Genomic DNA, 18,090 nt, shown 5'->3' with positions numbered 1-18,090 from the left:
ATTGATTACTAAGATAACAAGCAGCTAGGGAATAAAAGAGGATCTTTTATTCCCTTTTTTTATTTTTAGTAAAAACAGTTGTGAAATATAAAAGAATAAGAAAATGAAATAACCTGATACGGTGGAACTCAGGTTATTTAAATACTCTTATTTTTAATGTGAGATATAGGTATTTTGATAAAGCCAAATATTTTGGACTTTTTTGAGCGTTATATTTTGCCCGTCGGTCAGCGAGAGCGCTTGTTTTCCGGCTTCATTAATAATTGGAATATCTAGTGCATTAGCCAATACGGTTGTATTAGACAGAGGATTGCCGTGGCTTAATAAAATTCCTTTAATCTTATTGGTATCAAGAGCCATTAATGTGGAGGGATGAAGCTGTTTTGTCACCAGAATTGCGTTTGTATAAGGAGGATGCGTGATTGGCGGAGGTGCTGAAGTTAAATAGCGTAGTAATCGAGATAAAATATCATCTAAATCACTTTCACGAGCACGCATATTATCATCATCCATTTGCGCATAAGTATCTATTAAATCAATGAATGTCTGCTGTAAGGCAAATTCAGCATTACAGTGATGTTTGCTTATCATGCTACATACAGTCAGTTGTAATTCGGTATTTTCTAATAAGAAGCGGTGACTAGAAAAAATATGGGCATATTGTTCTCCAATCGTGCGGTACGCTTCTTCTGTTAACCAGTCTATATCTTTTTTGGATCGCTCAATGGCTTTTACGAGACGTTTTTGCTCTTCAAGTAATAAGTGAGAGGATATTTTTTTACGAGGGATCACAAAACGATGATAAGGGTATAACCAAACAGGTGCGGTGATAATTCTGACAGGTTCGTAATTTGTGTTTTTAGGGTGAATATTAAAATTAGGCAGATTTTCACCTAATTGCAGTTTTTTAATTGTAATGGTTTTATGCGCCGCTTTTTCTGCTTCTTCAAGCGAAGCGCCTAACGCAATACTATTGGCGGCAGCCAAGGTGCCTTCAACAATTGGTGCTGAACTTAACGCGACGTTAGTGGCTACGTTATGCTCCAGATTAGCGATAGCGAGTGCTGCATTTTGTGCTGAATGATAAGTATCGAGTAAAACGAGTACACCTTGTTTGCTATAACACTTTTTAATTGCTGTGAGTATCGTTTCTGGTGACACTTCATTAGCAAGATCAGAGGGTGTTTGGTAGTTGGTCGCAATGGCAATTTTTACTTGGCGATCTACAGTCTGATTAACGAGCTCTTTAATACCATTGGCGAGCGTAAGGCTCTTTGAAACTAATACGATACTGACCATAAATCACCCTTTTTTGTAAATGCAAACAGGGAGATAAACACTCCCTGTTTACTCAGGCTTTAATAAAGCCATTCCCGTCCTAATTGGTCGGCAGTTAAAATAGCGGCATAAACCTTATCGGAATCGATATCAAATGGCATGTTGTAAATTGTCTCACCTTCAGCACAACTTAACTCAGCAACCGCCATGATTTTTTCATTTAATTCATCGCCTGTTGCATTGATACCCAACTCTTCTAAAGTGACCGGTAGCCCGACTAAAATACAGAAATCGAGGAACTCTTCTAACTCTTCTAATGGACTGTTTTCTAACACTAATTGGACTAATGTACCAAAGGCGACTTTTTCACCATGGTACATATTGTGACACTCTTCTAATGCCGTAAACCCATTATGAATAGCATGGGCAGCTGCAAGACCCGCACTTTCAAAACCGATACCACTTAAGAAGGTATTAGCTTCGATAATATTTTCTACTGCAGTTGTACAAACACCTCGGCTGACTGCGAGTTTTGCTTTATAACCATCTTCTAAAAGAGTGTTATAGCAAAGTTCAGCCAGAGCTAGAGCTGCTAGTGTTGATTTGCCTCCTGCCATAGTCTGTTTTTGGGCATGACTACAGGCTCTTGCTTCGAAGTAGGTTGCTAAAGCATCTCCCATTCCAGACACTAATAAACGAGCTGGCGCAGAAGCGATGATATTGGTGTCCATCACGACAACATCAGGATTTGTTGGGTAGAAAAGGTAACTATCAAACGCGCCTAATTCTGTATAAATGACAGAAAGTGCGCTTGTTGGTGCATCAGTGGAAGCAATGGTTGGAGAGATGACGACAGGAAGCTGACATTTATAAGCAACAGCTTTGGCAGTATCAAGTGTTTTACCTCCACCAACGCCGATGATCACAAGAGAGGCTTGTGCTTTTGCGAGTTCAGATAACCGATTGATTTCGTTGTGTGTGCATTCACCATTAAACAGTTCAAAGTGCCCATTCACTTCATATTGAGACATGCTGTCTTTGACGGTACTTCCGACGAGATCCATAACAAATTTATCAGCAATAATCAGTGCTCTATCGCCAAAAGGTTTTGCGTATTTACCAATATGGTATAGCGCATCTGGTCCTTGAATATATTTAGCGGGGGATTGAATAACTTTTAACATAATAGACTCCTACTATTCGCAAAAGAGAGTAAAAAATCCTTATGGTGGGGCTTGTCATCCCAATTGACACAGAATTCTATGGAGATGAACTTAAATACATTAACAGTTTAATAGACGAATAAAATATTTCATTGTAAATAATTAATCATTTTTATATTAGCATGCAAAAAACATCATAATAATGATATTTAAGTAATATTCTGTACGTTGTTTGACTAATCATGCTAATTAATTACTATAAGAAATATTTACGTAAAATAATAAATTATTTCAGTCAGAATAAAGCTTCATAAAATTGACTTATGAAGCTTTATTATTTGAATTATGACATTTATGTCATTATTTTTTTGCGAGGTGAGACAGATTATGAGCGAATTTCAGCATAATCTTGTTTTTGATTTTCTTGTGCGAAAAAGTGACGCAAAATAAAATTCAACAAAACACCATATGCAGGCAAGAAAAACAGCATACAGATGGTCAATTTAAACACGTAGTCAACCAATGCAATTTCAACCCAATTCTCCGCCATAAATGCGTCAGTACTACGATAAAATGCAATAAAGAAGAAGGCGAGTGTGTCGAGTAAATTACCAAAGAACATCGCTGCACTTGGTGCTACCCACCATTTTTGTTGTTGTCTTAAACGATTAAAGACAGACACATCCATGATTTGACCTAACACATAAGCCATAAAGCTTGCTGTCGCAATTCTTGCCACCATGATATTAAAATCAGTTAATGAGGCAAAACCTTGCCAACTTCCTTGGAAAAAGAGCGTTGAGATCAGGTAAGAAATCGCTAATGCAGGGATCATGACGGCAGTAATAATGCTGCGAGCCAAAGGCGCACCATAAATACGAACCGTTAAATCTGTTGCCAGAAAAATAAACGGAAAAGTAAAGGCACCCCAAGTGGTATGGAAACCCAAAATGGAGATAGGCAATTGCACAAGATAGTTACTAGATGTAATTATCAAAATGTGGAACAAAGAAAGCCATAACAGCGCCACCGCTTTTTGGCGGGGAGTAAACGTATACATAAATTGTACCTTTTTAGTGATTGGGGTGAGGGAACCCAATAAAACAGTGATTTCTCTCTTAAATGAGAGGATGCGCATAATACGCCTGTTGCGCAACAAAAGCAAAGGTTAGCGGGAATACCTTTGTGCTTAATGTGCCGTGATGTGAACACGAAAGCGAGATATAATGACACAATCTGTCAGTGTAAGAAGAATGGTTAATAGAATGAATGCTCAATTTGATGATGCAACTAAGACATTAGATACGCTAGGCCTACGTTGCCCTGAGCCTGTGATGTTAGTGCGTAAAACCATAAGAAATATGGCATTAGGTGATACGCTTTTAGTCATTGCGGATGATCCTGCCACAGTACGTGATATTCCCGGCTTTTGCCGTTTTATGGAACATGATTTATTAAATCAAGAGACTGAATCTGCACCTTATCGTTATCTTATCCGTAAAAAAGAGAGCAATCTGTAATTTATCATCGCGCTAAAAAATAACCCAAACCTCAATTATTGAAGTTTGGGTTTTTTAGTTTATTCTTTGCTAGATGATTTAAGTTTTACTCTTAACAATCTTACGGCATTGGCGGTGACAAGGGCTGTTGCACCAGAGTCAGCCAATACTGCAACCCAAAGCCCTGTTATTCCTAATAAACTGGTCACTAAGAACACGGCTTTTAAGCCTAGCGCGATAGTGATGTTTTCACGAATGATTTTGCGTGTTGCACGAGATAACTGAATAATTTCAGGTAAACCTGTTAAACGGTTATGTGTTAATGCTGCATCTGCGGTTTCCAGTGCGACATCAGTTCCGCTTCCCATTGCAACACCAATAGTCGCTGCTTTCATTGCTGGCGCATCGTTAATACCATCACCGACCATCATGGTGTTATGCGTTTTACTGATTTCCATCACTGAAGTCACTTTATCTTCAGGGAGTAATCCTGCACGGAAATCCATGCCAAGTTTTTTCGCAATCGCCGTTGCGGCTCTTGGGTTATCGCCCGTTAGCATTACGGCATTAATGTTCATCTCTTTCAATAATTTCATTGATTCAATGGCATCACTGCGTAAGGTATCTTGCATAGCAATAACACCGATTAGCTGACTCTCTTTTAATACAACAACAACGGTTTTACCTTCATCTTCAAGGCGTGCAACTTTTTGTTGCCATTGAGGCGATAATGTTGTTGTTTCTGATAATTGAGACGGCGCACTCACTAGAATGTGTTGGCTATTTAAATAACCTTCAATACCTTTACCCGCTAAGGCTTTACGATCTTCCGCTTCAACAACAAGCACGCCTTGTTCTTGTGCTTTATTGATAATGGCTTTTGCTAATGGGTGATGTGATCCGACTTCTACGGATGAAGCAAAAGTCAGGACTTCTTTTTCATTAAACCCCGTTTCAGCAACAACATCCGTAACTTGAGGTTTCCCTTCAGTCAATGTACCTGTTTTATCAAGTGCGATGGTATTGACGGTGCCTAATTGCTCTAACGCTGCACCTCCTTTAATTAACGCACCACGTTTTGTAGCAGCAGCTAATGCTGAGGTAATTGCTGCTGGTGTTGAGATAACCAACGCACAAGGACAACCAATCAATAACAGCGTTAAGCCGCGATAGAACCATGTTTCCCAAGGCTGAGCAAAGAACAGTGGTGGCACAATAATCACTAATGCAGAGAACAGCATAATAGCAGGGGTATAGTAGCGGCTAAAGCGGTCCACAAAACGCTCAATCGGCGCTCTACGCTCTTCAGCTTCTTCAATCAATTGCAAAATACGGTCGATAGCATTTTGTCCTTGTTCAGATACCACTTTCATCTGTACAGATCTATCCACAGATAAACAACCTGCTGCTACTTTTTCGCCTTGTAGACGCTCTACTGGTACGGATTCACCCGTTAATGCACTTTCATCAAAGCTTGCAAATGCACTGACTAATTCCGCATCTGTGGGTAAGCGTGAACCTGGTGCAATTTCGATGATGTCGCCTGGACGTAATTGCGCAACAGGCACAGTTTGTTTTTTACCATCTTTGATTAATGTCGCTTCTTCTGGCACTAATGCCATTAATGCACTGACACCACGACGAGCGCGTCCTGCGGCATAAGACTCCAGCATTTCACCAATCATAAACAGCAAAATAACCATTGCTGCTTCTTCGGTAGCATTAATAAAGAGCGCACCAATTGCGGCAACACTCATCAACGTTTCTATGGCGAAAGGTGTACCACTGCGAATAAGTTGCAAAGACTTTTTCACAATGGGGAATAGGCCAATTAAGGTTGTTGCAAGAAAAGCGGCACGTCCTGCTTGAGGATCAATAAACTCAGCACCCCAGCTAATCGCCATTAAAATCGCAAGTACAATGACAAACGAGCTCTCTTTTAATAGGCTTTGCTTAGCCACTTTTTTAGATTGAGGAGATGAAAGATCAAAAAGTTCAAATCCTGCACTGTTAATTGCGGCAATGACATCTGCGCGTAGATCGCTATCCGCATCAACGACCAATTTTTCGGTGGCAAAAAGGACTTTTGCTTGTTTTACACCAGCCACTTTAAGTGCTGCGGTTTCAATTTTTTGTGCACAACTTGGGCAGTCCATACCTTGCACTTTCCAGCTAAAGCGTTGTTGTGCAATCTTTTCTGGCTCAATGTTAGAAACAGGGGCGTTGATATCACAGCTTCCATGAGCATGACTATGCCCATCATGGCTATGATCGTGACCATCATGATCATGGTGATGCTCATCCTCGGATTCAGGATCACTTTTATCTATCTTGGTATGAGAATGTTCGCTTTCAGTATGTGAGTGCGTACTATTCTCTGAGTGACCTGAACAGCATTGAGAGCTTGAGCAGCAAGCATCGGTATGTTTATGATTATCGTGTTGATGAGCATGTTTAGTCATAACTGGCTCTCCTTGTTCAACAAAGTAAAGTTTAAATTCATTTATCTGATAAGTACTTTACAGCTTGGAGTAGAGTCCAGAGTCAAGATATCGAAGGCATATTCATTGGCAAAAAGTGCGAATTAGGTCAAAAAATTAACCCCTCATTCTATTTTGTAAAAACGAGGGGTTAATGGATGCTAAATGAATAAGGCTCTGACGATAAAGAAATGCCCAATAAAATAACAGGCGCTGACAAGCCCTTTAGAAGCCGAGAATGAGAAGCGGAAGCGGTTGATAAGCCATATGGAGTAAGCAATTACTAACAACAATGAGCCAATCATAATAGATAGGTTGTAATCGTTACTTAAGTAGAAGAATTTTTCTCCAGCAATCCAAAACATAGCAAATGCAGCTAATAAAGTAAGAGATGCTGGGATAGCTAATTTATCGAGCTTACTCCAAACAATCACTAAAATGATAATGAAAGCAAGAATGACGAATCCAAGTAAAGGAAGATAGAAAGAGAGTTGCAGTGGTAATAAAAAGCTGACCATATAAAGAATGTAGCTTAAGAAAACCAAAGCAAAGGAGGGTAGTAAATACTTACTATCAAACATTCTTAATATGTCAGAAAGCAAAGTAGCTAATAATGCACCTACAATAAGGTAGCTATTGATACTGTGTTCAGGAACTTGCCATGCCCAAAGTAATAAAAGAAGTAGCGTGATAGGACGGAATAACCATCGTTGCCAATTAGGGCCTCGATATGCTGCATCGATATAAAGCCACCCAGAGAATAATACGGCGAGAAAAGGCCAACTCATAATATCTTCCTTATATTTAGAACTGTTTTATTATTGATAACAGAAAGTTTAATTTAAGAATAGCGGTTAATGACGAAATTGACGGACTTATTAAAATAATATAAAGCACCTTACTTTTTAATCCATATAACGATAGGAATTAATGTAATGAATAAAGCGGCTATTTTAGGAATTGCGGTACTGATCGTTATTATAGCGTCAGCAACTTATCGTTTTTTTGAACAAAGAAAGCAGCGAATAAGTGATGATAATTCACCTGTTACACTCTATATGGTCGAAGTGATTGATAAAAAAGAAGTTGCTGCAAATGAACGGCGCTCAAGAGAAAATGATGTGAATGGCCCTGAAACAACACATTATTATCAAGTGACTTTTCGTTTAACCACTGACTCGCGTAAAGATTTAGTGTTAAAGATTGATAAATCGTCTTATCAAGATATCGAGCCTAAAATGAAAGGGCGTTTATTTATGCAAGGCAGTCGTTTTGTGAAATTTGAAACTGATATGCCAAATGATGAATCAAACAAGAAATAAGAGAATTTGTTGATAAGGTTGGCAACCTCTGGGGTTGGTTGACCACCCCAGATAATTGCGAGGATATAACGATATTACGGTTATTGTTTCGTTTTATTCTTTTGTTTTTCTTCGTATTCTTTTCGTAGTTCTTTTTGTATTTTTAATAGCTCAAAAATACCAAAAAAGAAAATACGAAATTGTAATGCCGTTGACGGTTTTTGATCTTTAGGCTGTCCTGCTTTATACATGACAATTTGTAAACCATGCATAATCACCATAAAAATCATGGCGATATCCATAAAATATTTTAAAGGCTTAGGAAACGGAGAAATAATATTTAAAAATAGAAAGCCCCAAACACCGACCATTAAAAATCGGCCAAAAAAGATTAACATAGCAGCTCCATAAAAAATTAAGCAGATAGATTGCGAATATAAAGACGATACGCAACTTGCCCTGCGATCTTCTCTCTATGCAATGTCCAAGTGGTAGGAAGCGTATAAGTCTGTGCTTTAATTTCTTCCTCGATATAAATATAGCAATCTTGCGCTAACCAGCCGTTATTTTCTAATAATTGGATAGTGTCTGACAACATGCCTTTATGAAAAGGAGGATCTAAAAAAACGATATTATAAGGTGAACCTTGTTTAGCGAGATATGACAATGCACTGTCTTGAATGACATGCCCATTTTCTGCATTTAGTAAGGTTAAGTTTGCGGTAATTTGTTGGGCAACGGCACGTTCATATTCGATAAACGTGGTTTCACGAGCATAGCGAGAAAGAGCTTCAATTCCTAAACCACCGCTTCCTGCAAAACAGTCGAGGCAACGGGCATCTTGGATAACAGGCATTAGCCAATTAAAGAGCGTTTCTTTCACTCTATCCGTTGTTGGTCGTAATCCTTGGCTATCGAGAACAGGAAGTTTACGACCACGCCATTTTCCCCCAATTATTCTGATTTGTCCCATTGGGGCTTTTTGTGGTTTTTTGGCCATATTATTTTGATTTATATCGTTTAAACGTGAGTTTTGGAGTGTCTTTGGGAATAAGGAATTCGTGTCTGTTGTTATCTCGATGACTTCCCTTGATTTAATCCGCAATAATTTACCATAAAATTCGTATAAAAGATGCGTTTATCTATGATCAAATGATAGACTTCATTATTATTTTCAATATCGTCAATGTAATCGCGCCATGATTTAGTGCGAGGAGTTTAGTAGCTAATGGCAAAAGAAAAAAAAGGTTTTTTCTCGTGGCTCGGTTTTGGGCGTAACAAAGAAGAAAATATTGAGCAAGAGAAAGAACAGCAACGCTTAGAAGAAGAGCGTTTAGAACAAGAACGTTTGGCAAAAGAGGCGCAAGAAGAAGCGGCTCGCCAAGCGCAATTAGAAGCGGAACAAGAACGTTTAGAAGTAGAGCGCCAAGAAGCGCAACGTGTTGTGCAAGATAGATTGGCACAAGAAGCTGAAAAACAACGTTTAGAACAAGAGAAAGCCCAGCGCCAAGCAGAAATAGATGCAGAGCAAGCGCGTTTAGAGGCCGAGCATGCAGAACAAGCCCGTCTGGCTCAAGAAGCTGAAACTCAACGTTTAGCGCAAGAGGAAGCGCAGCGCCAAGCTGAACTAAAAGCGGAACAAGAACGTTTAGAAGCACAGCGTCAAGAAGCGGCGCGTTTAGAGCAAGAGCGTTTGGCTCAAGAAGCTGAAGCTCAACGTTTAGCGCAAGAAGAAGCGCAACGCCAAGCTGAACTTAAAGCGGAACAAGAACGTTTAGAAGCGCAACGTCAAGAAGCGGCGCGTTTAGAGCAGGAACGTCTGGCTCAAGAGGCCGAAGCTCAACGTTTAGCGCAAGAAGAAAACGAACGTCTTGCTATTGCGCAAGCGGAAGCTGAAGATATTGAATCTTTACGCGAAGAAGTACTAGCAGATAAAGTTGTTGAACAAGAGAAACCTAAGAAAGAAGGCTTTTTTAGCCGACTGAAAAAAGGTTTACTGAAAACTCGCCAGAACTTAGGTTCAGGGTTCCTTAGCCTATTTCGTGGTAAGAAAATTGATGATGAGCTTTTTGAAGAGTTAGAAGAGCAACTCTTAATTGCTGATGTGGGTATGGAAACCACCACTAAAATCATCACTAGCCTGACCAAACACGCCACTCATAAAGATCTTAAAGATGCTGAAGCCCTTTACGGAAAATTACGTGAAGAGATGGGCGATATTTTAAGTAAGGTTGATAAACCATTAAATATTGAAGGTAAAAAACCTTTTGTTATTTTAATGGTTGGCGTTAATGGTGTTGGTAAAACAACCACAATCGGAAAATTAGCGCGACAATACCAAGCTGAAGGTAAATCTGTCATGTTAGCTGCCGGTGATACATTCCGAGCTGCGGCTGTTGAACAGTTACAAGTTTGGGGCGAGCGTAATAATATCCCTGTTGTGGCACAACATACTGGCGCTGATCCTGCATCTGTTATTTTTGATGCAATTCAATCAGCCCAAGCAAAAGGTGTCGATGTTCTTATTGCTGATACCGCAGGACGATTGCAGAATAAATCCCATTTAATGGAAGAGCTGAAAAAAATCGTTCGTGTTATGAAGAAATTAGACGAAGAAGCACCACACGAAGTGATGCTGACGTTAGATGCAAGTACTGGACAAAATGCAGTTAGTCAGGCAAAACTCTTTAATGAAACAGTTGGGCTAACTGGATTAACATTGACTAAACTCGATGGTACAGCAAAAGGGGGCGTTATCTTCTCCATAGCTGATCAGTTTAGTATTCCTATCCGTTATATCGGGGTAGGTGAAGGTATTGAAGATCTACGTCCGTTTAAGGCCGACGATTTTATTGAGGCTCTGTTTGCCCGCGAGGAGTAGTTTTAATGATCCGCTTCGAACACGTCAGCAAGGCTTATTTAGGTGGAAGACAAGCATTACAGGGAGTTGATTTTCATCTTCGCCCTGGTGAAATGGCTTTTTTAACGGGTCACTCTGGCGCCGGTAAAAGTACATTGCTTAAGTTAATTTGTGGAATAGAACGACCAAGTGATGGTGCTATTTGGTTTGCTGGTCATGATATCAGTAGACTAAAAAATAGTGAGATCCCTTTTCTGCGTCGTCAAATTGGGATGATCTTCCAAGATCACCACTTATTGATGGATCGAACGGTTTATGACAACGTATCTCTTCCCCTGATTATTGCTGGCGCGAGTGAAGAGGATATTCGGCGAAGAGTTTCAGCCGCTTTAGATAAAGTAGGACTATTGGATAAAGCCAAAAATTATCCTATTCAACTCTCTGGTGGTGAACAACAGCGTGTCGGTATTGCGCGCGCTGTTGTGAATAAACCGACAGTTTTACTCGCAGATGAACCAACAGGTAATCTTGATGGTGAGCTTTCAGAAGGTATCATGCGCCTTTTTGAAGAGTTCAACCGTGTTGGTGTAACGGTGTTAATGGCGACGCACGATATGTCCCTGATAGAGCGTAGAAATTATCGTATTCTTACATTAGGGCAAGGCAGAATGGTGGGAGGACAAAATGGCTAAAGCAAAAAGTTCCCGTAAATCAATGCCAACGCCAGGTGCAAAAACCAAGGCGCTAAAAGGGGGAAGACGAGAACAATGGCGTTACGCATGGCGTAATACTATGGCTGATTTTTTACGCCAGCCGCTCTCCTCTTTTTTAACGGTAATGGTTGTCGCTATATCACTCACCTTACCTAGCATCTTCTATATTGTCTGGAAGAATGTCTCAACTGCGTCAGAACAATGGTATCCAACACCACAATTAACTGTTTATCTTGATAAATCTCTTGATGATTCATTAGCTGAAGCCACGATCAAAAAAATAGAAGCCTTAGAAAAAGTCGAAGATGTTAACTATCTTTCACGACAAGATTCGCTAGTAGAATTTCGTTCTTGGGCTGGCTTTAGCAGTGCGTTAGATATGTTAGAAGAGAATCCATTACCTGCGGTTGCGATTGTGACACCTGTTATGGAGCCTAGCGATCAACAATTAATGACGAATTTGCGTGATACAGTAGCGAAAATACCCGGTGTTGACGAAGTAAGAATGGATGATAGTTGGTTTACTCGGCTTTCAACGTTAACTTCATTAGTCGGGCAAATTGCTTTGGTGATTGGCACATTGATGGTTGTTGCCCTGTTATTGGTAATTGGTAACAGTGTGCGCCTCAATATTTTCAGTCGCCGTGACACCATTAATGTGATGAAGCTAATTGGTGCAACTGATGGCTTTATTATGCGTCCTTTCCTTAATTGGGGATTGATCCTCGGCTTTATTGGTGCCGTATTTGCCCTGATCTTTTCAGCTTTACTGGTGTGGAAACTCTCTGATGTAGTGACTCAAGCTGCGATCGTGTTTGGGACTTCATTTTCCATTTCAGGACTAGGTTTTGATGAATCTATCATTCTTATTCTAGTTGCTATGACAATTGGTTGGCTTGCTGCATGGTTGACAACAATGCAACATTTGCGTCAATTCACACCAGAATAATGAATTAGAGCATTTTTATACTTATCCTCATAAATAATGAGAAGATATTTTTTTATCAGGCTGGGTTACGTTAATATCGTCACCCAGCCATTTTATCGACGCCCCGTCTCTGGCATAATAATGCACGCACTCTTTTCTACGATAAGGCAACAGTCATATTTGCTTCTGTGATAGAAAAGTACAAAGATATGTAAACATAGATGCGAGATGAACCTTTAGTCTTTATGCTGGTCAAATAGTCGTTATGATAAAAACACATCGTAAAAAACCTTAACAGACTTCCTATTTAAGCTATATTTATAAGGCTCATCTATTTTCCCTTACAGCGATAATTTTAATTATTTATTTGATTTTCATGAGGATTTGAATGACAAAAGAAATGCAATCCTTAGCATTGGTTCCGCAAGGCAGCATCGAAGCGTATATACGTGCAGCCAATTCCTATCCGATGTTAACCGCAGAGGAAGAAAAGGAACTCGCTGAACGGCTGCATTACGATGGTGACTTGGATGCAGCAAGAACGCTTATCCTTTCACATCTACGCTTCGTTATTCATGTTGCTCGCAGCTATTCAGGTTACGGCTTACCACAAGCTGATCTTATCCAAGAAGGTAATATTGGTTTGATGAAAGCGGTTCGTCGTTTTAACCCAGAAGTGGGTGTTCGACTAGTCTCTTTTGCTGTGCATTGGATCAAAGCTGAAATTCACGAATATGTGCTACGCAACTGGCGTATCGTGAAAGTCGCGACCACAAAATCACAACGTAAACTATTTTTTAATCTGCGAAAAAATAAAAAGCGTTTAGGTTGGTTTAATCAAGATGAAGTGGAGCTTGTTGCAAGAGAATTAGGTGTATCAGAAAGTGATGTCCGAGAAATGGAATCACGGATGTCAGCACAAGATATGGCATTTGATATGACCGCTGACGATAGTGATGACTCACATCCTATTGCTCCTGTACTCTTCCTAGAAGATAAGTCTTCTGACTTTGCCGACGGCATTGAAGAAGATAACTGGGATAATCATGCGACAGATAAACTGACGTCAGCAATTGAAACTCTTGATGAACGTAGCCAAGACATTATTCGTGCTCGTTGGTTAGATGATGATAACAAATCGACATTGCAAGACTTGGCGACAAAATACGGTGTTTCTGCCGAGCGTGTTCGTCAATTGGAAAAAAATGCGATGAAGAAATTGCGTTTAGCGATTGAAGATTAATCACATTTCAGACCAAGCACACGCTCCCATAAAGTAGAGTATGTTATAAAAGCGATATGAAAATATCGCTTTTTTATTGCTTGGAGAAAATAACGTGAAAATAGTTATCGCCCCTGATTCTTTTAAAGAAAGTTTAAGTGCGAAAGAAGTTGCAACAGCAATAAAACAGGGTTTTTCACGTTATTTACCCGATGCTCAGTATTGTTGTATTCCTATGGCGGATGGTGGTGAAGGCACGGTGACATCGCTGGTGGATGCAACGCAAGGCCGTTTTATCTCTACACAAGTGTGTTCGCCTTTAGGTAAACAAGTGACCGCAACGTGGGGACTTTTAGGTGATAACACCACCGCTGTGATTGAAATGGCACAAGCTTCTGGTCTTCATCTTATTCCTTCATCTCAACGTGATCCCAAATTAACGACCAGTTATGGTACGGGTGAATTAATTAATGCCGCACTTGAAATGGGCGTTAAAAAAATTATTTTAGGATTAGGTGGCAGTGCTACAAATGACGCTGGTGCAGGGATGATGCAAGCACTCGGTCTTGGTCTTAAAGATAAGTTTGGGGCATCTTTACCTTTTGGAGGGCTATCATTAGCCCAACTTCATTCTATTGATATCACCAAACTCAATCCCAAACTAAAACATATTGAAATTGAAATTGAGATTGCTTGCGATGTCACTAATCCATTGTGTGGCGAAAAAGGAGCATCCGCTATTTTTGGTCCACAAAAAGGAGCAACCAAAGACGATATTGCGCAACTTGATAACGCATTACACCATTTTGGTACTTATCTTGAGAAAATGACGCAACGCACTCTTATCCATATAGCAGGAAGTGGTGCTGCGGGAGGATTGGCTCTGCCTTTGCTTGCATTTACGCAAGCAAGACTTTCGCAAGGTGTCGAATTGGTAGCTAAAGCTGTTGAATTAGAAAAATATTTTATTGATGCAGATTTGGTGATCACGGGCGAGGGGAGAATGGATAGCCAATCGGCGCAAGGTAAAACACCAACAGGCGTTGCTAAGTTGGCAAAAAAATACCACCTTCCTGTTATTGCGTTGGTCGGTGGTTATTTATCAGATTACGATGTAGTTCATCAGCAGGGTATTGATGCGGTTTTTTCTATTGTTCCTGGTGTTTCTACACTTTCTGATGCGTTAAGTAATGCGCAAAAAAATCTTAATGAGACGGCTTATAATGTGGCGAGGCTTTATTATTCGTCATATATCAAGTTGTAGAATTGTTTAGAGTAAGAATATTGTCAAATATTGAGAACATAGAGATCAGATTGTGGTGATGGATTAAATTGATGGTGTGTTAAAAAAGCATGTGCAACATCATATCCATTTTCTTCGTTGGATAAGCTTATTGCTTGCCAATGGGGAATATCAGGATATGCAGATAAACATTGTGTCAGTAAATAATGCCCAACACCACGGCGACGTGTTACTTCTCTGACCATAAAATCGGTGATTATCGCTTTATTACCCGATAATTGAATACGGCAAGCCGCCAGTAATCGCTCATTAAAACGTGCCACAAAGAGAGTGTTATCTTCGGTAATTTCGGTTGTTAGTGCATGTTGATAACAAGGCTCTTGCCAAATTTTACCTAAATCGATACGGTCTTGTGTTGAAAGCTGTGTCAGTTTTTCAATGGTCAGTTTCATCAAATTTCCTGTTAGTTTGCAGTGTGCCTTTTTTCTTTTAATGATGACATTAATGTTTTGAATGTGAAACACAATGCCAAACTCGTGAAGATCACACAAGAATAAAAGACATACTCATAACTATTACCAGTGACAAAATAGGTCGCCACCATAGGACCCGCAGCCATTCCACAATAACGAATAAAGTTATAAATCCCCATTGCGGTTGCTCTCATTGTACTGAAATAACTCGCTAATAATGTGGTATGTGTTGGCATGGTTAATCCGAGAGAAAGCCCATATAACACAGTTAAACCCAACATCATAGGAAGTGATATTTGCCAAAAGAGTGCAAATAGCGTCAGCATAATCAGGTTAATACAGGAGGTTATAATTACACCAAATTCAATGCTAAATAAATGGCAAATCCTACGGTAAAGATAGCTACCTGAAATCAGTGCAATAGACATAGGGACATACAATCCACCGATTTCGGTACTGTTAAGCTGATAGAGATGAAAGGCTATTAAGGGTAAAAATACTAAGAGACAAAAATAGTTATAAAACACCATAAAACTGATGACAAATATAGATTTACCCGCAGGCGCCATAAGTACTTGTTGCATTGCAGACATGCTTTTAAAAGCTTCTTTCTGTTCTGGACGTGTTTCAGGTAAATAAAAGAGATGCGTAATAAGTAATATGACACCGACTATGGCCAAGAAAATAAAAATACCTTGATATTGATAATGTTGCGCTAAATACCCGCCTAATAAAGGACCACAAGCAGGAGCTAGTGCTAATAACATTTGATATGATCCCATTGCTTTAGCACGCTCGTTTCCTTGATAAAGATCCCCAAGAATAGTGGCTGCAACCACAGGAATAGCCGCGATACCGATGGCTTGGATCACCCGCCAAAAAATCAATACGCCAATAGAGTCAGACCAAACACAGCCCAAAACTCCCACGATTGAAATGGCTAATCCGCCAAGCAAAATAGGTTTTCTTCCCCATTTATCAATCAATGAGCCGTAAAATAGTTGCATAACAGCCATAGCAAAAGTAAATGCAGATACCGTTAAATTAACCAATGATAACGTGGTATTAAATAGCTGTTGGATCAAGGGAAGTACAGGGGTATAGATATTTTGCGCCAAAGAGCCCAGCAGCGCGCTAAAGCAAATGAGATAAAATAGACTGCGGATTGATAGTTTCATAATATTGCCCTTTGTTATTTTGTTTCCACGGAAACAAAATAGATAATAGCGATATTTTGATTGTTGTAAATGCTTTTGATACTATTTTTAATATTATTTTTTCCAAGGAAACAAAATGGTGAAAGAGAATATAACCACACAGGACTTACTAAAAGGGTTAAGTGATTTTTTGCATCTTAAAGATGAACAAGCCGATAGCAATCATAAAAAAGTATTAGAAGAGAATGGGTTAGATAATTACTCACTCACAGAACTGCATGTGATCCATTGTATTGGTGAAGAGAGTATGAGAAATCTCACAACTATCAGTGAATATATGGCAATGACACGAGGTGCTGTCTCAAAGATATGTAGTCGATTACAAAAGAAAGGCGCGATTGAAAAAATAAAATTAGCAGATAATCAGAAAGAAATATTTTTTATCTTAACAGAAGAAGGCGAGCGGCTTTTTCACGCGCATGAGGTGTTACATCAACAATCTCAAGCAAAATGGTCTGCGTTATTTGAACAATATAATCAGAGTGAAAAACAAGCGATCCAACGTTTTTTTACTGATGTGACAAACACTTTTCGCCATTCGTAAAAAGGGTAAACCTGAAAAGAAAACCCCCATATCATGGGATACAGGGGCAAGGTAATTATTTTTTATCTTCAGCAATGCGATTACGGATATTATCTGCACGCTCTTTTGATGGTGGGTGAGAATCAAACATACTTGAATCACCACCACCTAGTTTAGCTAATTTCTCAAAACCTGTGACTAAACCTGCGGTGCTTACCCCACGTTTTTTCAGCAGATCGTAAGAGAAATTATCTGCTTCTGACTCTTGGTGTTGAGAGAACTGAGCATTAACCAGTTTCTGTCCCATTTCAGCCAACTGAGAGCTACTTAATTGCGCTGCTACACCCCCTGCGGATGCTGCCGCAGTACGTGCTGCAACTGTTGCGTGTGCAACTTGAATTGCTTTACGAGTATGACCTAAAGCAACGTGACCCATTTCATGACCTAACACGCCTTCAACTTCGTTATCTGTCATCATGTCCATTAAACCGCTATAAACACGAACACAGCCATTCGCCATAGCCCACGCATTCACATCTTTGGTCATATAAACTTTGTAGTTTACTGGCGTGCCATTAACTTCATTACCTAACGCTTTAGCGATATTATTTAAACGTTTAGTGTAGGTGCTATTTGCAGGTGCAACTTTATTTTGAGCATCCATTTCTTTACAAGCATCATTCGTTAGCGCTTTGATATCGTTATCGCTTAATGTTGCAGCTTGGAATAGTTGAGTGCCTGATTTGGTCAACATATCAGTATTAAGATTTTGACAACCAGAGAGTAGTGCTGCTGATACCATCACTGTAGCAAGTAATTTGATTTTCATTTTGAATTAAGTCCTTTTCTGCTGCGCAGTTTTATATAATTGCGTATTAAATACGAGCGGAAGAATAACAGTGCTTATCTATCGGTGCAATATAAGCATTTTATGTAATAAATATTATCTCCATATATATTTCTATTTTTTCATCTAAAAAATATTATTTTTTATTCTTAAAATGATGATGGAAAAACATATTGGTTATTTTAACTTCTTTAAATTTAAGAAGATTAATATAGTGTCTAATAGGGAGAAGATAAATTTCTCTTAGTAATATCTATGTAGATCATTGATTATACTTACCCTGAGTGTATGTTATGCTGTTTTGAATTTGCTTGGAATAATATCAAAGGAACGTTGTATTTAG

18 protein-coding genes are annotated in these 18,090 nt (G+C 39.3%); 8 read left to right on the top strand and 10 right to left on the bottom strand.

The window, feature by feature from the left end; all coding sequences use genetic code 11:
- Positions 1–153 precede the first annotated feature (153 nt).
- The 3 genes from ACNARN_RS06090 to ACNARN_RS06080 form a co-directional block, all read right to left on the bottom strand.
- Complete coding sequence (locus ACNARN_RS06090) at positions 154–1,299, bottom strand: phosphoenolpyruvate-utilizing N-terminal domain-containing protein (RefSeq protein WP_196532413.1); 1,146 nt, start codon at positions 1,297–1,299, stop codon at positions 154–156.
- Positions 1,300–1,358: 59 nt separating this feature from the next.
- Positions 1,359–2,462: a glycerol dehydrogenase gene (locus tag ACNARN_RS06085; RefSeq protein WP_198632046.1), complete on the bottom strand. Its 1,104-nt coding sequence runs from the start codon at positions 2,460–2,462 to the stop codon at positions 1,359–1,361.
- Positions 2,463–2,826: 364 nt separating this feature from the next.
- Positions 2,827–3,501 carry a 7-cyano-7-deazaguanine/7-aminomethyl-7-deazaguanine transporter gene (locus ACNARN_RS06080; protein WP_416304243.1) on the bottom strand — a complete coding sequence of 225 codons (675 nt, stop codon included), beginning with the start codon at positions 3,499–3,501 and terminating at the stop codon, positions 2,827–2,829.
- 205 nt (positions 3,502–3,706) lie between these two features.
- On the opposite strand from ACNARN_RS06080, the gene tusA reads away from it, so the two are divergent.
- Positions 3,707–3,961, top strand: coding sequence for a sulfurtransferase TusA (gene tusA, locus ACNARN_RS06075; RefSeq protein WP_109372081.1), 255 nt, complete (start codon positions 3,707–3,709; stop codon positions 3,959–3,961).
- A 59-nt stretch (positions 3,962–4,020) separates the two neighbouring features.
- On the opposite strand, the gene ACNARN_RS06070 is transcribed toward tusA, so the two are convergent.
- Both ACNARN_RS06070 and ACNARN_RS06065 read right to left on the bottom strand, forming a co-directional pair.
- Complete coding sequence (locus ACNARN_RS06070) at positions 4,021–6,402, bottom strand: zinc/cadmium/mercury/lead-transporting ATPase (protein WP_416304242.1); 2,382 nt, start codon at positions 6,400–6,402, stop codon at positions 4,021–4,023.
- A gap of 179 nt (positions 6,403–6,581) precedes the next feature.
- Positions 6,582–7,208, bottom strand: a complete 627-nt coding sequence (locus tag ACNARN_RS06065) for a lysoplasmalogenase (protein ID WP_109372048.1) — start codon at positions 7,206–7,208, stop codon at positions 6,582–6,584.
- Between the two features lie 147 nt (positions 7,209–7,355).
- Here ACNARN_RS06065 and ACNARN_RS06060 point away from each other — a divergent pair, with 147 nt between their 5' ends.
- Positions 7,356–7,742: a DUF2500 domain-containing protein gene (locus ACNARN_RS06060; RefSeq protein WP_198619253.1), complete on the top strand. Its 387-nt coding sequence runs from the start codon at positions 7,356–7,358 to the stop codon at positions 7,740–7,742.
- 80 nt (positions 7,743–7,822) lie between these two features.
- On the opposite strand, the gene ACNARN_RS06055 is transcribed toward ACNARN_RS06060, so the two are convergent.
- The gene (locus tag ACNARN_RS06055) at positions 7,823–8,119 is read right to left on the bottom strand and encodes a DUF1145 family protein (protein WP_109372044.1); all 297 of its coding nucleotides are present in this window, start codon (positions 8,117–8,119) and stop codon (positions 7,823–7,825) included.
- A gap of 17 nt (positions 8,120–8,136) precedes the next feature.
- Complete coding sequence (gene rsmD, locus ACNARN_RS06050; protein ID WP_368927460.1) at positions 8,137–8,721, bottom strand: 16S rRNA (guanine(966)-N(2))-methyltransferase; 585 nt, start codon at positions 8,719–8,721, stop codon at positions 8,137–8,139.
- Between the two features lie 228 nt (positions 8,722–8,949).
- Between rsmD and ftsY the strand changes: the two genes are divergently transcribed.
- The 5 genes from ftsY (at position 8,950) to ACNARN_RS06025 (ending at position 14,708) form a co-directional block, all read left to right on the top strand.
- Entirely contained in the window at positions 8,950–10,602 is a 1,653-nt protein-coding gene (gene ftsY, locus ACNARN_RS06045) for a signal recognition particle-docking protein FtsY (protein WP_416304241.1), read from the top strand.
- Between the two features lie 5 nt (positions 10,603–10,607).
- Entirely contained in the window at positions 10,608–11,273 is a 666-nt protein-coding gene (gene ftsE / locus ACNARN_RS06040) for a cell division ATP-binding protein FtsE (RefSeq protein WP_023583735.1), read from the top strand.
- Positions 11,266–12,243 (top strand): permease-like cell division protein FtsX, encoded by a 978-nt coding sequence (ftsX, locus tag ACNARN_RS06035; protein WP_109372037.1) that lies wholly within the window; start codon positions 11,266–11,268, stop codon positions 12,241–12,243. The genes ftsE and ftsX overlap by 8 nt, the downstream gene beginning before the upstream one ends.
- Before the next feature lie 367 nt (positions 12,244–12,610).
- Positions 12,611–13,465 carry an RNA polymerase sigma factor RpoH gene (gene rpoH, locus ACNARN_RS06030; RefSeq protein WP_023583733.1) on the top strand — a complete coding sequence of 285 codons (855 nt, stop codon included), beginning with the start codon at positions 12,611–12,613 and terminating at the stop codon, positions 13,463–13,465.
- 94 nt (positions 13,466–13,559) lie between these two features.
- Positions 13,560–14,708 (top strand): glycerate kinase, encoded by a 1,149-nt coding sequence (locus tag ACNARN_RS06025; RefSeq protein WP_416304240.1) that lies wholly within the window; start codon positions 13,560–13,562, stop codon positions 14,706–14,708.
- Positions 14,709–14,731: 23 nt separating this feature from the next.
- Here the strand turns inward: ACNARN_RS06025 and panM are convergent, their stop codons facing one another.
- Both panM and ACNARN_RS06015 read right to left on the bottom strand, forming a co-directional pair.
- Complete coding sequence (gene panM, locus ACNARN_RS06020) at positions 14,732–15,139, bottom strand: aspartate 1-decarboxylase autocleavage activator PanM (RefSeq protein WP_198619257.1); 408 nt, start codon at positions 15,137–15,139, stop codon at positions 14,732–14,734.
- A gap of 11 nt (positions 15,140–15,150) precedes the next feature.
- Positions 15,151–16,338 (bottom strand): MFS transporter, encoded by a 1,188-nt coding sequence (locus ACNARN_RS06015; RefSeq protein WP_416304239.1) that lies wholly within the window; start codon positions 16,336–16,338, stop codon positions 15,151–15,153.
- A 115-nt stretch (positions 16,339–16,453) separates the two neighbouring features.
- Between ACNARN_RS06015 and ACNARN_RS06010 the strand changes: the two genes are divergently transcribed.
- On the top strand, positions 16,454–16,921 hold the full coding sequence (locus ACNARN_RS06010) for a MarR family winged helix-turn-helix transcriptional regulator (protein ID WP_368927450.1): 468 nt from the start codon (positions 16,454–16,456) through the stop codon (positions 16,919–16,921).
- Positions 16,922–16,976: 55 nt separating this feature from the next.
- On the opposite strand, the gene ACNARN_RS06005 is transcribed toward ACNARN_RS06010, so the two are convergent.
- Complete coding sequence (locus ACNARN_RS06005) at positions 16,977–17,729, bottom strand: M48 family metallopeptidase (protein ID WP_109372027.1); 753 nt, start codon at positions 17,727–17,729, stop codon at positions 16,977–16,979.
- Between the last annotated feature and the right edge of the window lie 361 nt (positions 17,730–18,090).

The organism is Proteus sp. TSJ240517 (assembly GCF_047921575.1).
GTDB lineage: Bacteria > Pseudomonadota > Gammaproteobacteria > Enterobacterales > Enterobacteriaceae > Proteus.
The sequence above is the reverse complement of the archived record's forward strand: the minus strand, read 5'-3'. Positions and strand labels throughout refer to the sequence as shown.

What these genes read in the sequence shown, in the direction of transcription:
- ACNARN_RS06090 (WP_196532413.1), bottom strand. Translation starts at nt 1,299, where the DNA reads ATGGTCAGTATCGTATTAGTTTCAAAGAGCCTTACGCTCGCCAATGGT.
- ACNARN_RS06085 (WP_198632046.1), bottom strand. Translation starts at nt 2,462, where the DNA reads ATGTTAAAAGTTATTCAATCCCCCGCTAAATATATTCAAGGACCAGAT.
- ACNARN_RS06080 (WP_416304243.1), bottom strand. Translation starts at nt 3,501, where the DNA reads ATGTATACGTTTACTCCCCGCCAAAAAGCGGTGGCGCTGTTATGGCTT.
- tusA (WP_109372081.1), top strand. Translation starts at nt 3,707, where the DNA reads ATGAATGCTCAATTTGATGATGCAACTAAGACATTAGATACGCTAGGC.
- ACNARN_RS06070 (WP_416304242.1), bottom strand. Translation starts at nt 6,402, where the DNA reads ATGACTAAACATGCTCATCAACACGATAATCATAAACATACCGATGCT.
- ACNARN_RS06065 (WP_109372048.1), bottom strand. Translation starts at nt 7,208, where the DNA reads ATGAGTTGGCCTTTTCTCGCCGTATTATTCTCTGGGTGGCTTTATATC.
- ACNARN_RS06060 (WP_198619253.1), top strand. Translation starts at nt 7,356, where the DNA reads ATGAATAAAGCGGCTATTTTAGGAATTGCGGTACTGATCGTTATTATA.
- ACNARN_RS06055 (WP_109372044.1), bottom strand. Translation starts at nt 8,119, where the DNA reads ATGTTAATCTTTTTTGGCCGATTTTTAATGGTCGGTGTTTGGGGCTTT.
- rsmD (WP_368927460.1), bottom strand. Translation starts at nt 8,721, where the DNA reads ATGGCCAAAAAACCACAAAAAGCCCCAATGGGACAAATCAGAATAATT.
- ftsY (WP_416304241.1), top strand. Translation starts at nt 8,950, where the DNA reads ATGGCAAAAGAAAAAAAAGGTTTTTTCTCGTGGCTCGGTTTTGGGCGT.
- ftsE (WP_023583735.1), top strand. Translation starts at nt 10,608, where the DNA reads ATGATCCGCTTCGAACACGTCAGCAAGGCTTATTTAGGTGGAAGACAA.
- ftsX (WP_109372037.1), top strand. Translation starts at nt 11,266, where the DNA reads ATGGCTAAAGCAAAAAGTTCCCGTAAATCAATGCCAACGCCAGGTGCA.
- rpoH (WP_023583733.1), top strand. Translation starts at nt 12,611, where the DNA reads ATGACAAAAGAAATGCAATCCTTAGCATTGGTTCCGCAAGGCAGCATC.
- panM (WP_198619257.1), bottom strand. Translation starts at nt 15,139, where the DNA reads ATGAAACTGACCATTGAAAAACTGACACAGCTTTCAACACAAGACCGT.
- ACNARN_RS06015 (WP_416304239.1), bottom strand. Translation starts at nt 16,338, where the DNA reads ATGAAACTATCAATCCGCAGTCTATTTTATCTCATTTGCTTTAGCGCG.
- ACNARN_RS06010 (WP_368927450.1), top strand. Translation starts at nt 16,454, where the DNA reads ATGGTGAAAGAGAATATAACCACACAGGACTTACTAAAAGGGTTAAGT.
- ACNARN_RS06005 (WP_109372027.1), bottom strand. Translation starts at nt 17,729, where the DNA reads ATGAAAATCAAATTACTTGCTACAGTGATGGTATCAGCAGCACTACTC.